Below are 18,574 nucleotides of genomic sequence, written 5' to 3' on the forward strand. Positions count from 1 at the left end.
TTTCTGCAATGCCTGAAAAGGCTTCGTTCAAATACAAGCACTATACGCTTCGCGCCTTAACTGCGCCAACCGTGGATAGCGCGCGATCTAAGTCTTGATAGACAATATTTCCTACTATAATGGTATCGGCCAATCCTGCCGCCCGGGCAGCATCCTCCGCTCCGGCGATCCCGCCTCCGTAGAACAGACGGGCATGTCCCACCGCTTCGCGTACGGCAGCCATCGTCTCCAGGTCGCCGAACCGGCCGCTGTACTCCAGATAGACAACCGGAAGCGACATCAGCTTGTCGGCGATATGGCCGCAGGCCGCGGCCGCTTCCGGAGTCAAAGACGTCTCCGCATGTGTTACGCGCGCGACGGTCGAATGCTCATTCAGCACAATGTATCCCTCGGCAATCAGACTCTCCCAGGGAATAAAGTCGGCATAACGTTCGATGGCTGCCCGGTGCTGCCCCACAATCCATGCTGGATCGGGCGTGTTCAGCACCATCGGAATCAGATACAGATCGAAACCGGGAACAACGGCTGCCAGATCGGACACTTCCAGGGCGCATGTTATCTTATAGCGGGAAATTCGCTCCAGCAGTTCCGCCGTATTGTCATACGTCAGGCCGGATGAGCCTCCGACAAGGATGGCATTGGTTCCGGATTGGCATACCGCCTCCAGCTCCCGTTCTCCGATCGTCCGGTCGGGATCGAGCTTGAAGACATGCTGCCACGTTTCTATCATTTGACGCGCCGTATTCATGGAATACCAACCTTCTTTAAGTGAGCTTATACAAAATGCTGAAGCCCTAACAGGGCGTCTGCCACCCGTCTTGTACAGTCTATGTTAAAATAGCAGGATAGGCCTGTCAATTTAATTCAGCCCAAAAAGGCGAACATTTTTTCGCCTTTTGAATCAGCAGGTTCTGCGTCCACGAAGGCGGATAAGACCGCCGCGTCACATCAATGCCCCTATAGATCAGGTTATCCGCCAAATCCCCAGGAGATACGGCGCAGCGCGCCCGATTTCTCAAGCTCGTCCTCCGATATGAAATCCGAGTAGAACCCGTCCGCGCCCAACCGGTACAGCTTCCCGATGTCGTCCGGCTCGTTGAGAGTATGCACGTAGACGCGTGCCCCGGCATCCTTCAGCTTCGAGATAAAGTTCTTATTCGCCCGGCTGACGGGCATCGTAATGTTCACGCCGGTCTGCTCCACGAAATCGATCACCTGTTCATCGCTGTCCGGCGACTCATACAGCGTATAAATGACCTCCGGGAAAGCATAGATCTGATTCAATTGCTCCAGCATTGGCCGATTGTAGATTTGGGGGATAATCCGGTTCAGCAGGGCCGGATCACGCTTTTGCGTGGCGTCGACCAGCATTTCAAACTCATCCATTATGGATTTAGAGCCTGATTTCTTGATATCCGTCACTATATAGGCATCCGGATAATGCTCAAGCAGATCAAGGACCGTGTCCCAATCCATGGCGGAATAAATATCGAGGATCGGCGTGTCCATGAAGTCCGCATATGCCGGAACTCCCTCCCGCTTGTCGGCAGGCAGCGTATCCCACTGGTTCAGCAGCTTGCTCATATTTTGCGTCCATTCATGCCTCGCCACCAGCCTTTCGTCGCTGGTCAGCAGCAGATCCGTCTCGAACAGCCGGGTGCCCTTCTCATAGTTAGCGACGAATGCTTCAAAAGCGTTCGTATACGGGTGACCGTCAATCCCGCCCATCGCATGGGCGACAATACGGTATGCGGCGTAACCGGTGCCGGCCTGCTTCTTGGAGCCGTGCGGCCATATCGCCACCGGAAGGATGATCAATGAGAGAAAAATCGCAAATGTCAGGACTGCTTTGTTCTTCATATACAGGATTCCTTTGCCTAATGTCTTGTAAAAAAACAATTCCCCGCTCCGCCGTTGCCCGGCGAGACGGGGAAGATCAAGTATGATAGCTCACTCAATAGGCGTTCTTGTTCACAAAGCCGTTGCGGATCGTCTTGAAGATAATCCGGATATCGAACAGCAGCGACCAGTTCTCGATGTAGAAAATATCATGCTTGATGCGGTCCTCGATGGAGGTGTCCCCGCGCAATCCGTTGCTCTGCGCCCAGCCCGTAATGCCGGGCCGCACATGATGCTTGACCATATACTTCGGGATTTCGCCCTTGAACTGCTCGACATAATACGGCCGCTCCGGCCGGGGACCAACGACGCTCATATGGCCCATCAGCACATTGAAGAATTGGGGCAGCTCATCCAGGCTCGTTCTCCGGATAAAGGTTCCGAACCGGGTCCGGCGGGGGTCCACCGGTGTGCTCCAGCCGGTATCCTCTTCCTCGTCCTGCTGCATGCGCATGGAACGGAATTTGTACATGGTGAAGTTTCTGCGGTTCAGCCCCACCCGCTCCTGGCAAAAAATCACCGGACCTGGTGATGTGAGCTTCACACCTACCGCAACAGCCAGCATCACTGGGCTTGTCACCAGAATGGCGAACAGCGAGAATATGATGTCGAATGCCCGCTTGGCCATCCGGTTCCCGGTCAGATCCAGCGGGATGTCGCGGACGTTGATCATCGGCATGCCTGCAAAGTTATCGAAGTACGGACGCGCCGGCAAATAATCGAAGAAGTCGGGGATGATCAGGGTGCGGACGCCAGCTTTTTCACAGGTTGCGATAATGGTAGGGAACTTGTGGTGCACATCCAGAGGAAGCGCAAGCACCACCTCGTCGATCAGCATCGTATCCAGCAGACCCGGCAGCTCGTCAATTTTTCCGAGAATCGGCTTATATCTCTTCGCTTCAAGAGGGTCCCAGGTCTGGTAATCATCCAGAAAGCCGATAATCTCATAGCCGAGTTCAGGGTAATTGGCGAGATTATCATAAATTCGTCTACCCAGCGTACCCGCCCCGAGAATGAGGACGAACTGGCGGTTGAAGCCTTTTTCCCGGAACGATTTCAGCATCTTCTTCAGCACGTAGCGGTAGAGCATGGTGGAGAGCATAATGGTGCTGATATATACGGTCAGATACTGACGTGAAATATCGATCTCGCGCAGAAAGTACATCAGGCCGAGCAGAATCAGAAGGCTCAGTCCATTCACCTGGAAGATCTTCAGAAATTCATCCGCGAAGCGCTTCTTGCGCTTGGGAAGATACAGGGACAATAGAATCCCCATCAATACGGCAATCGCCCCGTACACCATGCTCCAGTAGGCATACGATTCTACCGGCATATGGTTCTCGTAAGGCATCCAGCCGCTCTTGAATTTCAGCCACCAGGAGAACAGGAACGCGATCTGGATGACGATAAAGTCGGCCACCATATACAGTTGGGTCAAAAACCGCTGGTTGCGGCGGATCATAATCTCACCTCGGAATTGTTGTCGGACGGGTTCGCTGTCTGCCCCAGAGCAGTAAGATCGGGGGCCGGTGCGGGCTTCCCTCTGCCAGCCGTCAAGGCATTGCGCAGCAGCGCTGTGGCAAACTTGACGCCCACCCCCGCATATACGGCGCCATTAACCGCGAAGAAATACTTCCTACGGTAATGTTTATGATGGAAGAGGATCATAGCGCGATGGAATTCATAAATAATTTTGAGCGGTCTGCGGCGCGCGCTTCCGCCTTTCAAATGGATGATCAGCGTTCTCGGGTAGTAGTAAATCTTCCAGCCGGCTTCCTTGATGCGGTAGCACCAGTCCAAATCCTCGCCATACATGAAGAAAGTCTCGTCCAGCCCGCCGACCTGCCGGATCGTCTCCTGGCGGACCAGCATGAAGGCGCCGACCAGGCAGTCCACCTCATACTCATCATTCGGATCAAGATACCCGAGCTGATAGCCGTTGAACCGGGGATTGTCAGGGAACAGCTTGCTGAAGCCGAACGCATAGTAGAAAGACGCCGAAGGCGTCGGAAACCCGCGCTTGCAGGCCTTGTCGAGACTTCCATCCGGCAAAATCACCTTACAGCCCGATGCCCCGATATCCGGCCGGCTGTCCATGAAGGCGATCATCGTCTCCAGCGTATCCCGGCGGACTACCGTATCCGAGTTCAGCAACAGCACATAGCGCCCGTCTGCGATCTCCATCGCCTGGTTATTTCCTTTGGCAAATCCGACATTCTCCGAATTGGCAATCAGCTTCGCTTCCGGGAACCGCTCCCGGACCGCTTCCACCGACCCGTCGGAGGAATGATTGTCGACCACAATAATCTCGTAGGAGTAGTTCGTCTCCGAGTCATATACCGACTGTATACAGTCCAAAGTCAGACGCTGCGTTTTGTAATTAAGGATCAGAATACTGACATCAGGTTTCACAGGTTGTTACGCTCCATACAAAATTAGTAATCTATCGACAATATTATAGCATAGATTGACATAGATTAACGGTGCGGTTTTCGCAAGTTTCATCTGTTTTGCAAGTTTCCTTCTGATGGCGCGATTCTTGTAAAAGGTGATACCAAGGACAATCGTCTGGAATCATCTTCAAGATAACGAGCGCTTACCTGGAAATAAAAAAACCTGTTCTCCCGCTCAGGCGGAAAAACAGGCGATTGCGCAATCGCAATGATAGAAGAGCATCACAGCTTATCCAGCTCGAGCAGGGATTCCGCCGTAATGGCGCCCTCCACTCCCCCATATACGGTACCATCCCGCAGAATGACAATGGTCGTGGGGTATGCCCTTAGACCGAATGCTTTGAACAGTGTGGAATCAGGGTCCAGCAGAACCGGCAGCGTATAGGCATTGTCCTTCATATACTGCTTCACCGTCTCCGGGTCTTCTCCGGTATTGACGGCGAGCAGCACTACATCGTCGCGCTTCTGCAGAATAGACGAAGCCTGATCCAGCTCCGGCATCTCTTTCTTGCAGATAGTGCACCAGGTTGTCCAGAAATTAAGCACAACAATCTTGCCCTTGTAATCCGCAAGCGATACTTGCCTGCCGTTCAGATTCTTCAGACTGAAATCCGGCGCCCGGAGCTTCCCGGACTCCGCCGGTTCCTTCGCGCCCGATGCAGCCTTAAGCAATTCGATGGGAGCCTTGCCCGACAGCGGAGTCTGCGGACCCGCCTGGGCGCGGCTGTAGATGAAGGCGCTGCTCGCGAGCAGGAAGACCAGCAGGGCGAGCCAGAGCCACAGCAGCTTTTTCATATGGCACATTCTCCTCTCTGTTTACCAGTTCGTCGGCACCCGGCCCGTCAAAGTCATCACCCCGGCCGCAATCATCACGATTCCGGAGAGGATGCCGATCAGCCTGTTATGCCGCTGCAGAAAGCGGAACGTCTCCTTAAGCTCATGGTAGATGAGCGATGAGAACAGGAACGGCAGGCCGAGGCCGAGCGAGTACAGCAATAGCATGGCCATCCCCTGCGGCACGGAGCCGGAGGTGCTCGCCATGAGCAGCGACGATGACAGCAAATAGCCGACGCATGGCGTCCAGCCGAACGCGAAGACCGCACCGAAAGCCAGGGAGCGAAGAACCGTCAGCTTGCCCGGCTGAAAGGGCAGACGCCGCTCTTTCTGGAGGAAGCCCAGCCTGAACACCCCGGCGAAGCTCAGTCCGAACAGAATCATCAGCATTCCGCCAAGAAGACGGAAGAGAGCCAGATGCCCGTTCAGAAAAGCGCCGACTGCGGTTGCCGCCGCACCCATGGAGATGAACACCAGCGTGAACCCGGCGACAAAGGCCGCGGCGTTGCGAAAGAGCCTCCCGCCTCTTCGGCGGGGCTGCGGGGAACCGGATATCCCGGTTCGCACACGGGATTCCGCCTGCTGCGGCTCCGGGGCGCCGGCCCCGGGGGTGGCAGCTCGAAAATCGGCGATCCGGGAGGCGGCGTACTCTTCCCGATCCTCCTCCTGACCAGCCACACCCGCCAGATAGAACAGGTAAACCGGCAGCATCGGCAGCATGCAAGGCGAGATGAAGGTCAGCACGCCCTCCAGAAAGCTGAGTCCGTAATTGACGGTCATGCCCCGCCCTTATGCCTCGCCAGAGGCAATGCCCGTTACGGTGAATTTCCCGTCGTTCAGACTTTCGATCCGGCTGCGTATGGCTTGGGCAAGCCCGCTCTCGTCCAGATGCGTAACCGTCACACGCTTGCCTTCCCGGTCAACGCTGACATGCAGGGCGCCGGGCACCTGCAAGGCAGCTTCCGTGATTTTCGCTTCGCATTTGGGACAATGCATGCCTTCCACAATAAACCTCGTCGCAACCGTATTCTGTGATTGTTCCATTTGAATACCCTCCTCCGGTTCCCGCTAGTCTTGCAAGACGATCAGGGGTTCTCCCTGTTCAGGATTTTGTCCGCTTGCTCTTGCGTGAGCTCGTAATGATAGAACTTCGAGTAGAATTCCCGCAGCTCTGCGTTCATGTCCAGATCGGCGAATGCGTCGGGATGAAGTATTTTGGCCATCTCCATGACCAGCAAAATTTTCTGCAGACCCATATCCCAGTAAAAAGCGCCGCTTGGCGTCAAATAGACCTGCTTGTCCGCCACAGCCTTGATCAGTCCGTACCGGCCGTCGCTGTAGGCGTTCGAACGGATTTTCTCCGCCGTCTCCAGGTCATTGATTCCGCCATGGTCGATAAAAATATAGGCCGGGTTGTATTGCACCAGTTGCTCGAACGTAATCTGCGAATGATTGCCCGCCTCGAAATCGGCGGTAACGGACCGGCCTCCGGCAGCAGAGATTACCTCTGTCAGATCGGAATATTTGCCGTAGGTGGACAGCAGATCGATAGCTGAATAATACACGGCAGGGCGATCGGCGTCCGGCAGCTTGCTTGTAACATCCGTCACCCGCTTCAGCTTCGCGCGGAAATAGTCCTCGTATTCCCGCACCCGCTCCGGTGCTTCGCCTCCAACGGCGTTGGCGTACACCTCCAGCTGCTTCAGCGAGCTTTCCAGATTGGCGGTCACCACTCCCGGCACATTGTCTATCTTCAACTCGTCCAGCTTGTTGCTCTCGTTCGGCCGAGGAAATCCGAGCACCAGATCGGGCTTGTACGACAGCAGCGCTTCGATGTTCACGGCGGTGTGCACGTTCTTCAGCTTGGGCAGAGTATTCATCCTTTTGAAAATGAGCTGTGCCCACGGGAAATTGTCCACCTGCACGTCGGAGCAAGCCACAATCCGGTCCTCCGCGCCAAGCATAACCAATATTTCATAGGAAGGTCCGTATACGGCGGTGATTCGCTTGGCCTCTACCGGAACCTTCAGCTCCTGGCCCTTGATGTTCGTAATGGTCCGCTGCTCCGCTCGGGAGCCGCCGCAACCGGCGCTTACCGCGAGCAAGAGACAGGCTGCGAGCATTAGCATTATGCGGCGGTGTCTGATCATAGGGTCCCTCCCTCTTCGCCGCCCGCTTCCAGCGGGACCTTTCCCACGCTCCGAACGGGCGGCCGTTATTTTTCCTTCATTAATAGTAGATATAAAAAAGCAGGTGCCCCCACGATGGAAGTCAATATCCCGAGGGGGATTTCCTGGTCGAACAGCCCCCGGGCCAGATCGTCGGCGATCAGCAGAAAGCTCGCGCCAAGAAGCGCCGAGGCCGGCAGAAGCAGCCGGTGGTTCATCCCGGTCAGCATCCGGGTCAGATGCGGAATGAGCAGGCCCACCCAGCCGATCATTCCCGCAACAGCGACCGCCGTCGAGGTCAGCAGCGTGGCGCCAACGATGAAGATCATCCGCAGCCGTCCCACATTGACGCCAAGCGAGGACGCCTCCTCATCTCCGAAAGACAGAACGTTCAGCCGCCAGGAGAGCAGCAGCAGCGGAACTGCGCCCAATGCCATCGGCATCAGCTGAAGCAGCAGGTCGGTTGCCGTGACATAGCTGAGCCCTCCCATCAGCCAGAACGTAATCGCCGGGAGTGTGTTGTACGGATCAGCGGTGAACTTGATCACGGAAATCCCGGCGCTGAACAGCGCGCCGACGATCATGCCGGTCAGGATCAGCGGCATGGGGCCGCTGGCCGCGCTTCCCGCCACGGCTCTGCTGACGGCGAACGTCAGCAGCACCGCCGTAAGTCCAGCGGCAAAAGCAACCGCCTGAACGGCCAGGCCGTCCAGGCCCAGAAGAATCGCCAGGGCCGCGCCGCAGCTTGCCCCTGCCGCCGCGCCAAGAATATCCGGCGAGACGAGCGGATTGCGCAGCATCCCCTGATAGGCCGACCCGGATATGGACAGGGCGCCGCCCGTCAGCACCGCCGCACCGATCCGCGTCAGCCGGACCTGCAGCAGCACCTGGGCCGCCGCCGCATCGCCGCTTCCCAGGATCAATCCCGGCAAGTCGGAGAGGGAGATGCTGTACCTTCCCACAAGCAGGGAACCTAAAACCGTCAGCACAAGCAATGCTCCCAATGCCGCAAGACAGCGGGATGGCTCGGAGAAGACAGCCCGAAGGCTTGCCTTCACCGATTGGCCATTGCGGATTCCGCGTTTGCCGGACAGTGCCGGAAGATTCCTGTTCATCTCTCTAATGCTGATGCTCCCCGGCATCCGCCAGATAGGCTGGGGCATCTGCCGCCGGGAGGAACTTGTAGACATACAGATTTTTGTTCTTCAGCTTCACGCAGGCCAGATAGCCGCCCCCGCTCATGTAGTAGTCATTCTTCAGCAGCGGAGCCAACTCGTCCATTTTGGACGGATCGCTGACGATGGGATTGGCGCCGAAATCCTTCGTCTGGATGAATTCCCGGTCGTTGTCGGCGATGTATCCGAGGAAGAACGGCGACTTCGGATCTTTGCTCTTGTTCATGCCAACATAGGGATCATACGCCTGGAGGGTGATGCTCTCGATTTCCTCTGTATTTTCCAGATAAGGATACAAGCCTGTGTCCTGTAAATATTTCAGCGTATCCTTAAAAGACGGTGTCAGATAGATGATGCTGTTCTCCAGCCGGTAGCCGAATTTCAGGCTCTCCTGACCGCCGTCCTGGGTGAACATGATAATGCCGAGCGCCTGATCCTTCGGGAAATAGCGGTCTTCCAGGCTCTGCGCCTCAACATCGTCGGCAATATGTCCAAGCAGCTCCTTGCGCTGGCTGTCCGACAGGATGACCTGTCTCGGGTTCGTATAATTGCTGTTCGCCAAATATACGAGACCGTTCCGGAACGCGCCCGCCGCCCAATACTGTGATTCGGTCGTTCCGGTAATGGTGCGCCGCGTCTGCTTCTCCACAGCCTCCGTCTTGTCCAGCGCCAGGAAGTCCGAGAGGACGCTGAACTTGGTCCGGTCATAGTAACGGGTAAGATGGGAGCCATTCGTCAGCGTATAGTTCACGATAATATCGTAGGGAACTGTCGTGTCGGTAAAATTCTCCCGGTCCAGCGCCAGCTTGCCCTTTCCGCCGTCGATCAGCTTCTGATGGAGCTCCGTGATGGTCTTGAGATCGCTCTGCGTTGTAAAAGTGTAGTTGCTCATGACGTAATAGCTTCCGCCCGTGCTGACGCCGCCGACCTGGCCGTCCAGGTAGTTCGGCGAACCGGCATAGGACATCTGGACGCTGGCGATCCGGTCAATCTTCGGAATCCGGGTTGAGTAGCCGAAGCCCCCGGTAACGAGAATCACGACAGCGACCAGAACGACGCCAAGTCCGAAGGGCAGCTTCAGAATGCCCCGGCTGAGTCCGCGCGAGCCGTTCTTCTGAATCAGTTCGGTAATGAGGAAGAAGACGATAAAGGTCAGCGATGCCGCCAGAATGGAATAGCCCGTTCCCATATCGGTTCCGTATTCCAGCACGACGGCGAAGCCGAAGAGCGGCAGCAGAAAGGTCGATGCTGTGCCCAGAATCCGGTTCGTCCCTGAGACACCGGCGATCTCGGCCTTGCGCTTCGACAGGGCCCATATCCCCAGCGCGGCTATGGCCGCGCTTGCGGCCACCCAGGCCAGTAGAAGCGGGATATGCATCGGCGGCTGGACGAAACCGTCAAAGCGGGTGTATTGGGCGCAGTAATCCTTAGCTGCCTGATAGAAGAACAGCACCGGATTGAAGCCGGACAGCTTGTCCAGCAGGCTCGCGCCTACTTCTACTGTCCCCGTACTGGCCGAGAAGCCGAAGGAATTGCCGAAGAGCAGCTGCTTCATCAGCGAGTTGGCGCCGTACAGCACAATGGAAGGCGCGCCCAGCGCAAGAAGGGAGAAGAATACGGCCTCCGTGATCGTGCCGACCATGCAGCAGATCAACGCCGTTATACAGAAAGCGGCAATGCCCATAATCAGGAATCCGGAATACATGTACCCAGCTCCCGAAATGGCGATGTTCGCATAGCCGAGGCCGCTGAAAGCCGAGACATTCATCATGAGCGAGACCATGATCGGGATAAACAAGACAATCGCCAGCATGAGAACGCCGATCAGCAGGCGCAAGCCGAACTGCTTGACCCGCGTGATGCCCTGGGCAAAATACGTATCCGACGAGCGCTTCACCAGCATGAACCGGAACAGAACGACCGCCAGAGCGGCCCCGAAGGCGATGACGGCGGCAAGAATAACCCCGGTCAGGCTCTCGTAGTAGAACCGGTACTGCATCTGGTTATGCGTATAGTTCTCGTCGAAGATCGACTTTCCGGGTATGAAGGCGGTAGATACCGGTATCAGGAGCAGCAGCACCGCCAGACCGAGAGCGGAGACGCCGAGGCTCTTGGTCAGCGCGCGGGTGAAGGCGTGAAGATAGACCGGAAAGGCGCGTCCCCGCGAAGAATCGTCCGCCTTCGCAGGCGGAGTAGGCGAAGATTCCGGCTGCAGCTCTGTCTCGATACGCTCAAAAGAAGGTTGCGATGTCATATTCCTTATCCTCCATCTCATCCAAGAAGATTTCTTCGAGCGTCATCGGCTCGCTGGCGATCCAGAGCGGGGAGGAAGATTCCAGCATCTTGCGCAGCTCACCCTCTCCGCCGTCCCAGGTGAAAATAAAGCCGTCCCCGTCGCGCGTAATATTCCGGGCCGCGATGGCCTCAAGCCGCTCCGCCCCGTCATTGCGCGGAAAGGCGATCCGGTATTTGGTCCGCCGCTTCCGCATCTCATCTACCGTCTCCGCGAAGGAGAGGCGTTTGTCGCGGATAATCGCGATGAAGTCGCACAGCCCTTCCAATTCCCGCAGATTATGGGACGAGATCACGATGTTCGTCCCGTGCTTTTTCATATATTCGAACATGATGCTCTTCAATTGATTGCGCTTGGACAAGTCCAGGCCATCGAAGGATTCATCCATCAGCAGGTATTTGGGCATCGTCGCGAACGCAAGAATAAGCGCCGCCTGCCGCTGCATCCCCTTGGAGAAGCCACTGATCCGGGCATCCGGGTCCAGCTCGAAGAAATCAACGAGATCCTTGAACGTCTTCTGGCTCCAATTCGGATAAAATCCACTGAAGAACAGGGCCATCGAACGCAGCGAGCCCTGCGGGAGGAAGAACGGATCATCCTGCGCCATGAACAGTCTGCGCTTGATCCCCTCATTCTCGTATACCGGAATGCCGTCAATTGTAATTCTGCCGCTCTCGGGCCGGTAAATTCCCGCGATCATCTTGAGCAGCGTCGTCTTTCCCGCTCCGTTGTATCCGACCAGTCCGCAGATCCGCCCATCCGCAATCTCAAACGTGATGTCTTCCAGCGCCGTGAACCGGCCGAAGGTTTTGCCTACTCCTTCTATGGATATCAAGTTCTCCACCATCCTTTGCATCTGTCTCTGTGGACAGCGGCCCGCCCCTCGGCTAGCGAATGAATCCGCTTAGGAGAAACGGAACCTGTCCCATAGCATTGTCTGCTGTCAGGCCGCATCGCGGAACTGACGCCGCCGTCTCACACCGCTCAGAATCAGCGCCGACGCCCCGGCTGCTATGACCAGCAGCACCGCGACTGCTACAACGATAATTCTGCCGCCGGAAGAGTAGGAAGGCGCTCCTACGGCCAGAACATAATCGGAATTATGGCTGATCGTGAACGAGACATAGCCCGCACTCACGCTTAAATTCGTTGCCGCCGGCACGAGCCGCCCCTTCTGCGTATCGAGCAGATACAGGGTCAGATTGTCCGATTCGCTGAACCGGCTGCCGGTATTGACATAGATCTCGGCCGGACCCGGGAGGTCCCCGTCATGGACGAAAGAAATATAGAACGGCTTGACAAGCGAGGACGCCGCCTTCTTGAGAACGGGGGCCTGCTCCGGGAAATCGATCTGGAAGCTGATGTCCTCAGGCGTTCCCAGCGTATCGCCGTCGAAGTTCCAGGAGTACAGCACATTCCCGCTGTCATTCAGCTTCTGGAAGGTGAGCCGTTCCTTCTTCTCCTTGGCTTCCTCCATCGCCGCCTTGCCGGTCAGAATACCGGTATCGGTCAAGGTAATCATCTTCATGGCGCCGCGCATCGTCTGCATTTCCTTCGTCTCGGGCGTATCCGCTCCGGGCGAAGCACTCGGCTCCGACGACAGCGCCTCCGGCTGAAGCTGCTCCCCGCCTTCACCGGCAAGCGTCTTCGGCGTGACGGGCGCCAGCGCCTGCATTTTGGCGATGACCTCCTGCTGCTCCTTCTCGCTAATGTTCGTTCCCTGCGCCGCCACGAGCGGCACATAGGGCGCGATTACCGCAACATACGGCTTCGCCGCGCTTACGTAGGGCTTGCCGCCCGCTCCGGCGGAGCCTGTGAGGCTGCCAAGCGTGCCGGAAGAAATGCCTTTGCCGGAAGCTCCGGTCCCGCCGCCGGAAGCCGCAGTGTTTCCGGAGCCGCCGGAGGAAGAGACTGTTCCTCCTCCCGCCGATGAGCCTCCGCCGCCCGTCGTTCCCGATCCTCCGCTGCCGCTGCCGGTTCTTCCCGGGAACGCCGCGCTCATATCGGCCGAGGGAAGCGGAATCGCCGATACCGGCGACGGCTGCGGCACATTCTGCACATATTCAGGCCGATATGGGGTCGGCTGAGCCTTGTCCGGAATGCCCGAATTGCCCGCGGCGGCCGAAGCTAGCGGAGCAGGATTCTGCGAATACTGCGGAACATAGGGCGTCGTTCCGCTGTTCACCACCGGCGCGGGAGACGGCCCGGAGGCATTTTGCTGTGAGGAGTCCTGTCCCGATGAAGCGGAATATTCCGGCTGCGGTGCGGATGATACTTTAGGCGACGTTGCATTAGGCACCGGCACATACGGTGTCGCCACCGGAACAGGACTTGGGACGACGGCCGGCGGATTATTCGTGATCGGCGAAGGCTGATTGGTCACGGGACTCGCGGCCGGCGGATTCTCTGTTCCCGGATTTCCACCGCCAGAGCCACCTCCACTGCCTCCACCGCTGGTGCCTCCTCCTTCCGAATCACCGCCGCCCGAATTCGGATTCTCCACCGTCACCGAAATGGTCTCCGGTGACGATTCGCTATGCTGCCACAGTGTTCCGACCACCGTGACGGTGGTGCTGCCGGCTTTCTTGCCCTTGATCGTAATCGTTCCGTTCGAATAGGATGCCGACGCGACGAACGGATCGGCTACGCTGACCGAAGCGCGGGCATTCTCCGTCTTGCGGTCGGGCCCAGCGCAAGCGCAGGCGCCGGTAACCTCATCGCCGCATTTGCCGTTGCATTGCTGCGGACATATAGCTTGTCCACAGCCGATAACTCCCGAGTACGATGCCGGACTCATGGTCGCCGAGATCGTAGTGGTCTCTCCGACATTAAGCGTCGCCGAGCTGCCTCCCAGGGACAACTGGACGGTCCCCCGATTATAGTAGCCATACACGGTCTGGCTGCCTGCTGCGGCCGTGACGATGACCAGAGCGAACAGAGTCAGCAGGGCCTGACGAATCACTCTACCTTTCACTCTTTTGTCCCTCCTTTTGTTTGGATAGTTGGATTTCAATGGAAAAGACAAGACAAGCGGAGATCCCCTCCGCCTGCCTATGCAATTAATTCAACTCAAGTGCTTTGGCGATCAATGTGACTGCTTCAGCCCGGGTAGCCGTAACTGCCGGAGCGAACCGGTTGCCTGTCTGTCCGGAGACGATGCCCGCCTGTACCGCGGCACCCACCGAGGATTTTGCCCAGACCGCAATGTCTCCGCTGTCGGCAAAGCTCGGAGCGGAGCCGCCGGCAAGTCCGAACGCCCGCACGGCCATAGCAACCATTTCTTGCCGGGTCACCTGCTGGTTCGGACGGAAGGTTCCGTCCTCGTAGCCGGTGACAATGCCGTGATCGGCTGCGATTGCCACAGTATTCTTGGCCCAATGGCTGTCCATATCGGAGAACGCGGATTGTCCCGTTGCCTGCAGATTCAGAGCTTTAACGAGCATTGACGCGAATTCCGCACGGGTCACCGCTTTGCCAGGCTGAAAAGTGCCGTCCGGATAGCCTTGAACGACTCCATTTCCAAGAAGCTTCACGATATAAGCCTCGGCCCAGTGGCCGGAAATATCGCTCGGTGTTGACCCTTGAGCGGTTGACCCCTCGGCGAACACAGAGTATTTCGTGAAATGGGTTGTCTCCGCCGTAATCGTCCCGCCGTCTGCCGTGCCGCCAATGCGTTTCCATTCACCGGCAGTTTCATCGTAATAGTAGATACTCGGTGTTGCCCCTGCTGGAATCAATGCCGGATCGAACTTCAGCGTAATCTTGACCGAGCGGGTGAATGTATAGCCGGCACCGCCGACAGTGAATTCATAAGTCTTGGCAATCGGCGTCAAATCTCCGGAAGCGGCCGGAGGCGCCGCAACCTCATCTACCCTCACTTCAACCGCTCGGCTGCCTGCGAGCGCGCCGGCCGGAATGTCCACCGCTGCCAAATCGCCCTGACTGACTCTGGCGCCTGATTGCGGATTTACCGACGCCGATCCGGTTGTGGAGACTGTCGGCTGCGGAGTCGGAGAAGCTGAAGGCGCTGGAGAGGCCGTTGCTGCTGTAGCGCCTCCTCCGCCACCGCCCGATCCGCCGCTGCCTGATCCTCCGGATGTGTCCGCTGTGTTCCATTTGGCATACAGGGTCAGATCACCAATAACCGGCGATTGGAAGCTGTACGCTACAGTCAGCTCTTCATCCAGATACCAGCCGCCGAACGCATAGCCGGTCTTGGCCGGAGCAGTTGGCAGTGCCGCAGTCTGACCGTAAGCAATCGTCTGTATGCTCACAGCTGTACCCCCGTTCGGTTCAAAGGTGATGGTATAGCTGTTCACTGTCCATTTGGCATACAGCGTGACATTTCCCTGGACCGGAGCACCGAAGTCGTAGACGGTTGTCAGTGCGCTGTCGCTGTACCAGCCGCCGAACGTATAGCCGGTCTTCACCGGAGCAGCCGGCTGCTGGGCAGGAGCTCCATACGCCACCGCCTGGCTGCTGACAGCCGTGCCACCATTCGAGTTGAAGCTAACCGTGTAGCTGTTCGCCTTCCATTTGGCATAGAGCGTAAGGTCATCCGTCACAGGCGCGCTGAAGTCGTATGGCATTATCAACGCTTCATCGGTGTACCAGCCATCGAAGCCATAGCCTTCCTTCGTCGGCGCTCTCGGCAGTGTCGCGGTTCCACCATCATTCACTTTCTGCACTGCTACCGACGAACCTCCTCCTGTGTTAAATGAGATGGTGTGGACAATTGGCGTCCACTTCGCATACAGCGTCAAGTCGTCCTCAACGGCAGCGCTGAAAATATATTTCGTTGTCAGAGCTGCATTCACATACCAGCCGCCGAAGGTATAGCCGGCTTTCGTCGGCGCTTCCGGCTGAGCTACAGGTGTTCCGTATGGCACTGCCACAGCGCTTATCGCCGTGCCTCCGTTGGAGTTGAAGCTGACCGTGTAGCTGTCCTTGACCCATTTGGCGTACAGCGTCACATTTTTCGTAACCGGTGCATTGAAGTTGTAGGCCGTGGTCAACGCTGCGTTGCTGTACCAGCCGCCGAATCCGTATCCGTCCTTCACCGGAGCTTCCGGCTGCGCCACCTTCTCGTTGTAGGTGATGCTCTGCGCCTGAACCGCCGTTCCCCCGTTCGTGTTAAAGCTGACCGTATAGGTGCGCGGCACCCACTTCGCGTAGATCGTCAGATCGCTGCTCACTGTGCTGGCGAAGTTATATTCATGCGTCAGTTCGCTGTCGGAGTACCAGCCGGCGAATGCGTACCCGTACTTGCCGGGATCGTCGTCTGGACGAACCGCAGTACTGCCATTATCGACCTTTTGGGACTCAACAGTCGTACCACCGTCGGTGTTAAAGGTGACGTTAAATGCGACAGATTCCCATTTTGCTTCCAACTGGATATTCGCGGTAATCGGAGTATTGAAATCAAATATCACATTCGTTCCGCCATAGTACCAGCCAAGAATTCTTTGTCCTTCTCGTACCGGATCTGCCGGTCTTGTCGCTTTTCCGTTATATTCGACATATTGAGTCGAACCGCCTAAAAAAAGCACAGTATATTTAATCGCCGTCCACTTGGCATACAAAGTAACATCACCTATAACCGGGGTCCCAAATGCATATGCCTTCGTTAACCCGGGGTCTGTGTACCAACCGTCGAACTGATAGCCGGTGCGGACCGGATCGGCCGGACGTGTGAAGAGCGTGTTATAGACCGCCGTCTGGCTGTTAGTTACGCCGCCTCCGTTCGTTTCAAAGGTCAGCCGGTACGTATCAATGCTCCATACGGCATACAACAGCAAATTGCTGCCGCCGATTGTAACGGGGTCGCCCGGATGATAAGTAGCCGAGGTGGCAGTCTGAGCGGTTCCCCACCCGTTAAATGAATAACCGGTGCGAATCAGGCTGCCCGGTTCGGCAATAGCCGTCTCGGTGCCGGGTAAATCAGTCACGCTTGCCGGTGCAACGCCGCCAGTATTGCCGTTCCCGTTATAGACAATCGAGTATTTCGGATTCTCCGCCCATTGAGCGTGCAGTGTCACATCTCCCGCACTCAGGGTCAATGTTGAACCAGCGGGATAGCTGATGCCCGAGCCGTCAGGCAGAGTATTCCAACCTGTGAAGGCATAGCCCTGCCGGATTAAGCCGGAACCATCCGCTACAGTAAGCTGGATGCCAGACGGGAACGCATTAGAGGCCGGGGCTGTCCCTCCATCGTTGCCGTTGCCATTATAGCTTAGGGTATATAACGTACCCGGCACCCATTTCGCATAGAGCGTGAGGTTCCCATACGTCATTGTGAACGACTCGCCGGAAGCATAGGTCACTCCCGCTCCATCGGCCTGCGTATTCCATCCCGCAAAGGTATATCCCGTCTTCGTAAGACTTCCGCTATTCTCTGCAGATGCAACTGCCGAATCGCCGGTGGCGATTACCGGAGCAGGAACACTGCCCGTATCACTGCCATTTCCGTTGTAGGACACGGTGTAATTAAGGGCGAGCTTGGAAATATAGTACTTCGCATTGTATCCTACATAGAGATTCCCAAGACTGTCAGCGACAATCGCTTTAGGTGCGACAACTTCGTCAGTCGCAGAAGAGGAACCATTTCCGGCAATCGTCGTGATAATACCAGTCCCTGCAGTAATCTTGCGGATCTTATTGTTGCTACTGTCCGCAATATACACATTACCGCTATTATCGACGGTGACCGCTGATGGCCCATATAAATAAGCCTCCGTTGCCGGACCGCCGTCGCCGTTGGTAGCAGTCGGAACGATTCCCACTTGAAGGCCAGCTCCCGCAACAGTATGAACCGTATGGTCACCGGCAAGTATTTTTCGGACCTTATTACCTAAAGGTGAATTAGCGCTTGCCGTAGACTCCGTATAGTACAGATTATTGGCAGCATCCACAGCCAGTCCGGCTGGAGATGAGAGAATTGCTTCTGTTGCGGGAATATTCTCCTTGGCCAATTCACTATCCGCTGAATAAAAAGCCTGGGAAATCCCTGCAAATCTGCTTATTTGCCTATCTGGTGATATTTTATAAATAAAGCCATATCCATTCGATTCGGATAAATAGAGATTATTATCCCGGTCACATACCATCCCAGTAATAGCTCCAAATGTAACTCCAGATGCATCCCCATCAGGAATAGGAGGGGTGTTGGAGCTTCTCTGTATCCCGGAACCTGCGATAACCGAAATTCTTTGGGTGGCAGCATTCAGTTTTAAAAGGTAGAAGCCGCTAAGAAAATATATATTATTATTCCTGTCGATCGCCAAATAGGTGAGAGCTCCAATCCCGACCTCTGTTGCCGGAGCTTCGCCAATCGTCGAGATTTGCAAAGCGGTGCCATTACCCGCGACCGTAGTGACAATCCCGGTGTCTACATCGACCTTGCGGATTCTTTTATTGGAAGTATCAATAAAAAAGAGGTTGCCGTCGCTGTCCAGACTTAATGACTTTGCCGCCCTTATCTTCGCGGATGTCGCCGGACCGTTGTCCCCGGCATTGCTGAAATCCAAGGCTGCTGCCACGGGGTTCCCTGAACCCACCTCCCCCGTACCGACATACCGGCTGATCGTATAACTCTCCTCATTCTCTGCGGCGGCCACGCCAGACCGGCCGCCATACATTTCCGGCAGCAAGCTCGTCAGCAGCAGCATAAAGGCTAACAGCATTCTGGTCATTGTCTTCCATAGCGTACGCTTCCCTTTGGCAATCGTTGCTGGTTTACTGCATCTCATTGAG

General features: G+C 56.4%; 13 protein-coding genes. All 13 read right to left on the reverse strand.

Features of this window, described 5'->3' with window-relative positions; all coding sequences use genetic code 11:
* Window positions 1-40: 40 nt before the first annotated feature.
* Entirely contained in the window at window positions 41-748 is a 708-nt protein-coding gene (gene pcrB / locus PSTEL_RS23480; RefSeq protein ID WP_038699103.1) for a heptaprenylglyceryl phosphate synthase, read from the reverse strand.
* A gap of 221 nt (window positions 749-969) precedes the next feature.
* Complete coding sequence (locus PSTEL_RS23485) at window positions 970-1,860, reverse strand: phosphatidylinositol-specific phospholipase C/glycerophosphodiester phosphodiesterase family protein (protein ID WP_038701561.1); 891 nt, start codon at window positions 1,858-1,860, stop codon at window positions 970-972.
* 94 nt (window positions 1,861-1,954) lie between these two features.
* Window positions 1,955-3,361, reverse strand: a complete 1,407-nt coding sequence (locus tag PSTEL_RS23490) for an undecaprenyl-phosphate glucose phosphotransferase (protein ID WP_038699105.1) — start codon at window positions 3,359-3,361, stop codon at window positions 1,955-1,957.
* Complete coding sequence (locus tag PSTEL_RS23495) at window positions 3,358-4,311, reverse strand: glycosyltransferase family 2 protein (protein WP_038699107.1); 954 nt, start codon at window positions 4,309-4,311, stop codon at window positions 3,358-3,360. Before PSTEL_RS23495 ends, PSTEL_RS23490 begins: the two co-directional genes overlap by 4 nt.
* Window positions 4,312-4,574: 263 nt before the next feature.
* Window positions 4,575-5,147 carry a TlpA family protein disulfide reductase gene (locus tag PSTEL_RS23500; protein ID WP_038699109.1) on the reverse strand — a complete coding sequence of 191 codons (573 nt, stop codon included), beginning with the start codon at window positions 5,145-5,147 and terminating at the stop codon, window positions 4,575-4,577.
* A gap of 21 nt (window positions 5,148-5,168) precedes the next feature.
* Window positions 5,169-5,966: a cytochrome c biogenesis CcdA family protein gene (locus tag PSTEL_RS23505; protein ID WP_052098905.1), complete on the reverse strand. Its 798-nt coding sequence runs from the start codon at window positions 5,964-5,966 to the stop codon at window positions 5,169-5,171.
* A 9-nt stretch (window positions 5,967-5,975) separates the two neighbouring features.
* On the reverse strand, window positions 5,976-6,230 hold the full coding sequence (locus PSTEL_RS23510; RefSeq protein ID WP_038699111.1) for a heavy-metal-associated domain-containing protein: 255 nt from the start codon (window positions 6,228-6,230) through the stop codon (window positions 5,976-5,978).
* Between the two features lie 41 nt (window positions 6,231-6,271).
* Window positions 6,272-7,336: an ABC transporter substrate-binding protein gene (locus tag PSTEL_RS23515; RefSeq protein ID WP_038699113.1), complete on the reverse strand. Its 1,065-nt coding sequence runs from the start codon at window positions 7,334-7,336 to the stop codon at window positions 6,272-6,274.
* Between the two features lie 65 nt (window positions 7,337-7,401).
* Window positions 7,402-8,469 (reverse strand): FecCD family ABC transporter permease, encoded by a 1,068-nt coding sequence (locus PSTEL_RS23520; RefSeq protein WP_084065284.1) that lies wholly within the window; start codon window positions 8,467-8,469, stop codon window positions 7,402-7,404.
* Between the two features lie 4 nt (window positions 8,470-8,473).
* The gene (locus PSTEL_RS23525) at window positions 8,474-10,783 is read right to left on the reverse strand and encodes a hypothetical protein (protein WP_038699115.1); all 2,310 of its coding nucleotides are present in this window, start codon (window positions 10,781-10,783) and stop codon (window positions 8,474-8,476) included.
* Window positions 10,761-11,657 (reverse strand): ABC transporter ATP-binding protein, encoded by an 897-nt coding sequence (locus PSTEL_RS23530; protein ID WP_038699117.1) that lies wholly within the window; start codon window positions 11,655-11,657, stop codon window positions 10,761-10,763. Before PSTEL_RS23530 ends, PSTEL_RS23525 begins: the two co-directional genes overlap by 23 nt.
* Window positions 11,658-11,765: 108 nt before the next feature.
* Window positions 11,766-13,796 (reverse strand): hypothetical protein, encoded by a 2,031-nt coding sequence (locus PSTEL_RS23535; protein WP_038699119.1) that lies wholly within the window; start codon window positions 13,794-13,796, stop codon window positions 11,766-11,768.
* An 85-nt stretch (window positions 13,797-13,881) separates the two neighbouring features.
* Window positions 13,882-18,570: an InlB B-repeat-containing protein gene (locus PSTEL_RS26510; protein ID WP_052098906.1), complete on the reverse strand. Its 4,689-nt coding sequence runs from the start codon at window positions 18,568-18,570 to the stop codon at window positions 13,882-13,884.
* Window positions 18,571-18,574 lie beyond the last annotated feature (4 nt).

This window comes from Paenibacillus stellifer (genome assembly GCF_000758685.1).
Taxonomy (GTDB): Bacteria; Bacillota; Bacilli; order Paenibacillales; family Paenibacillaceae; genus Paenibacillus_AQ; species Paenibacillus_AQ stellifer.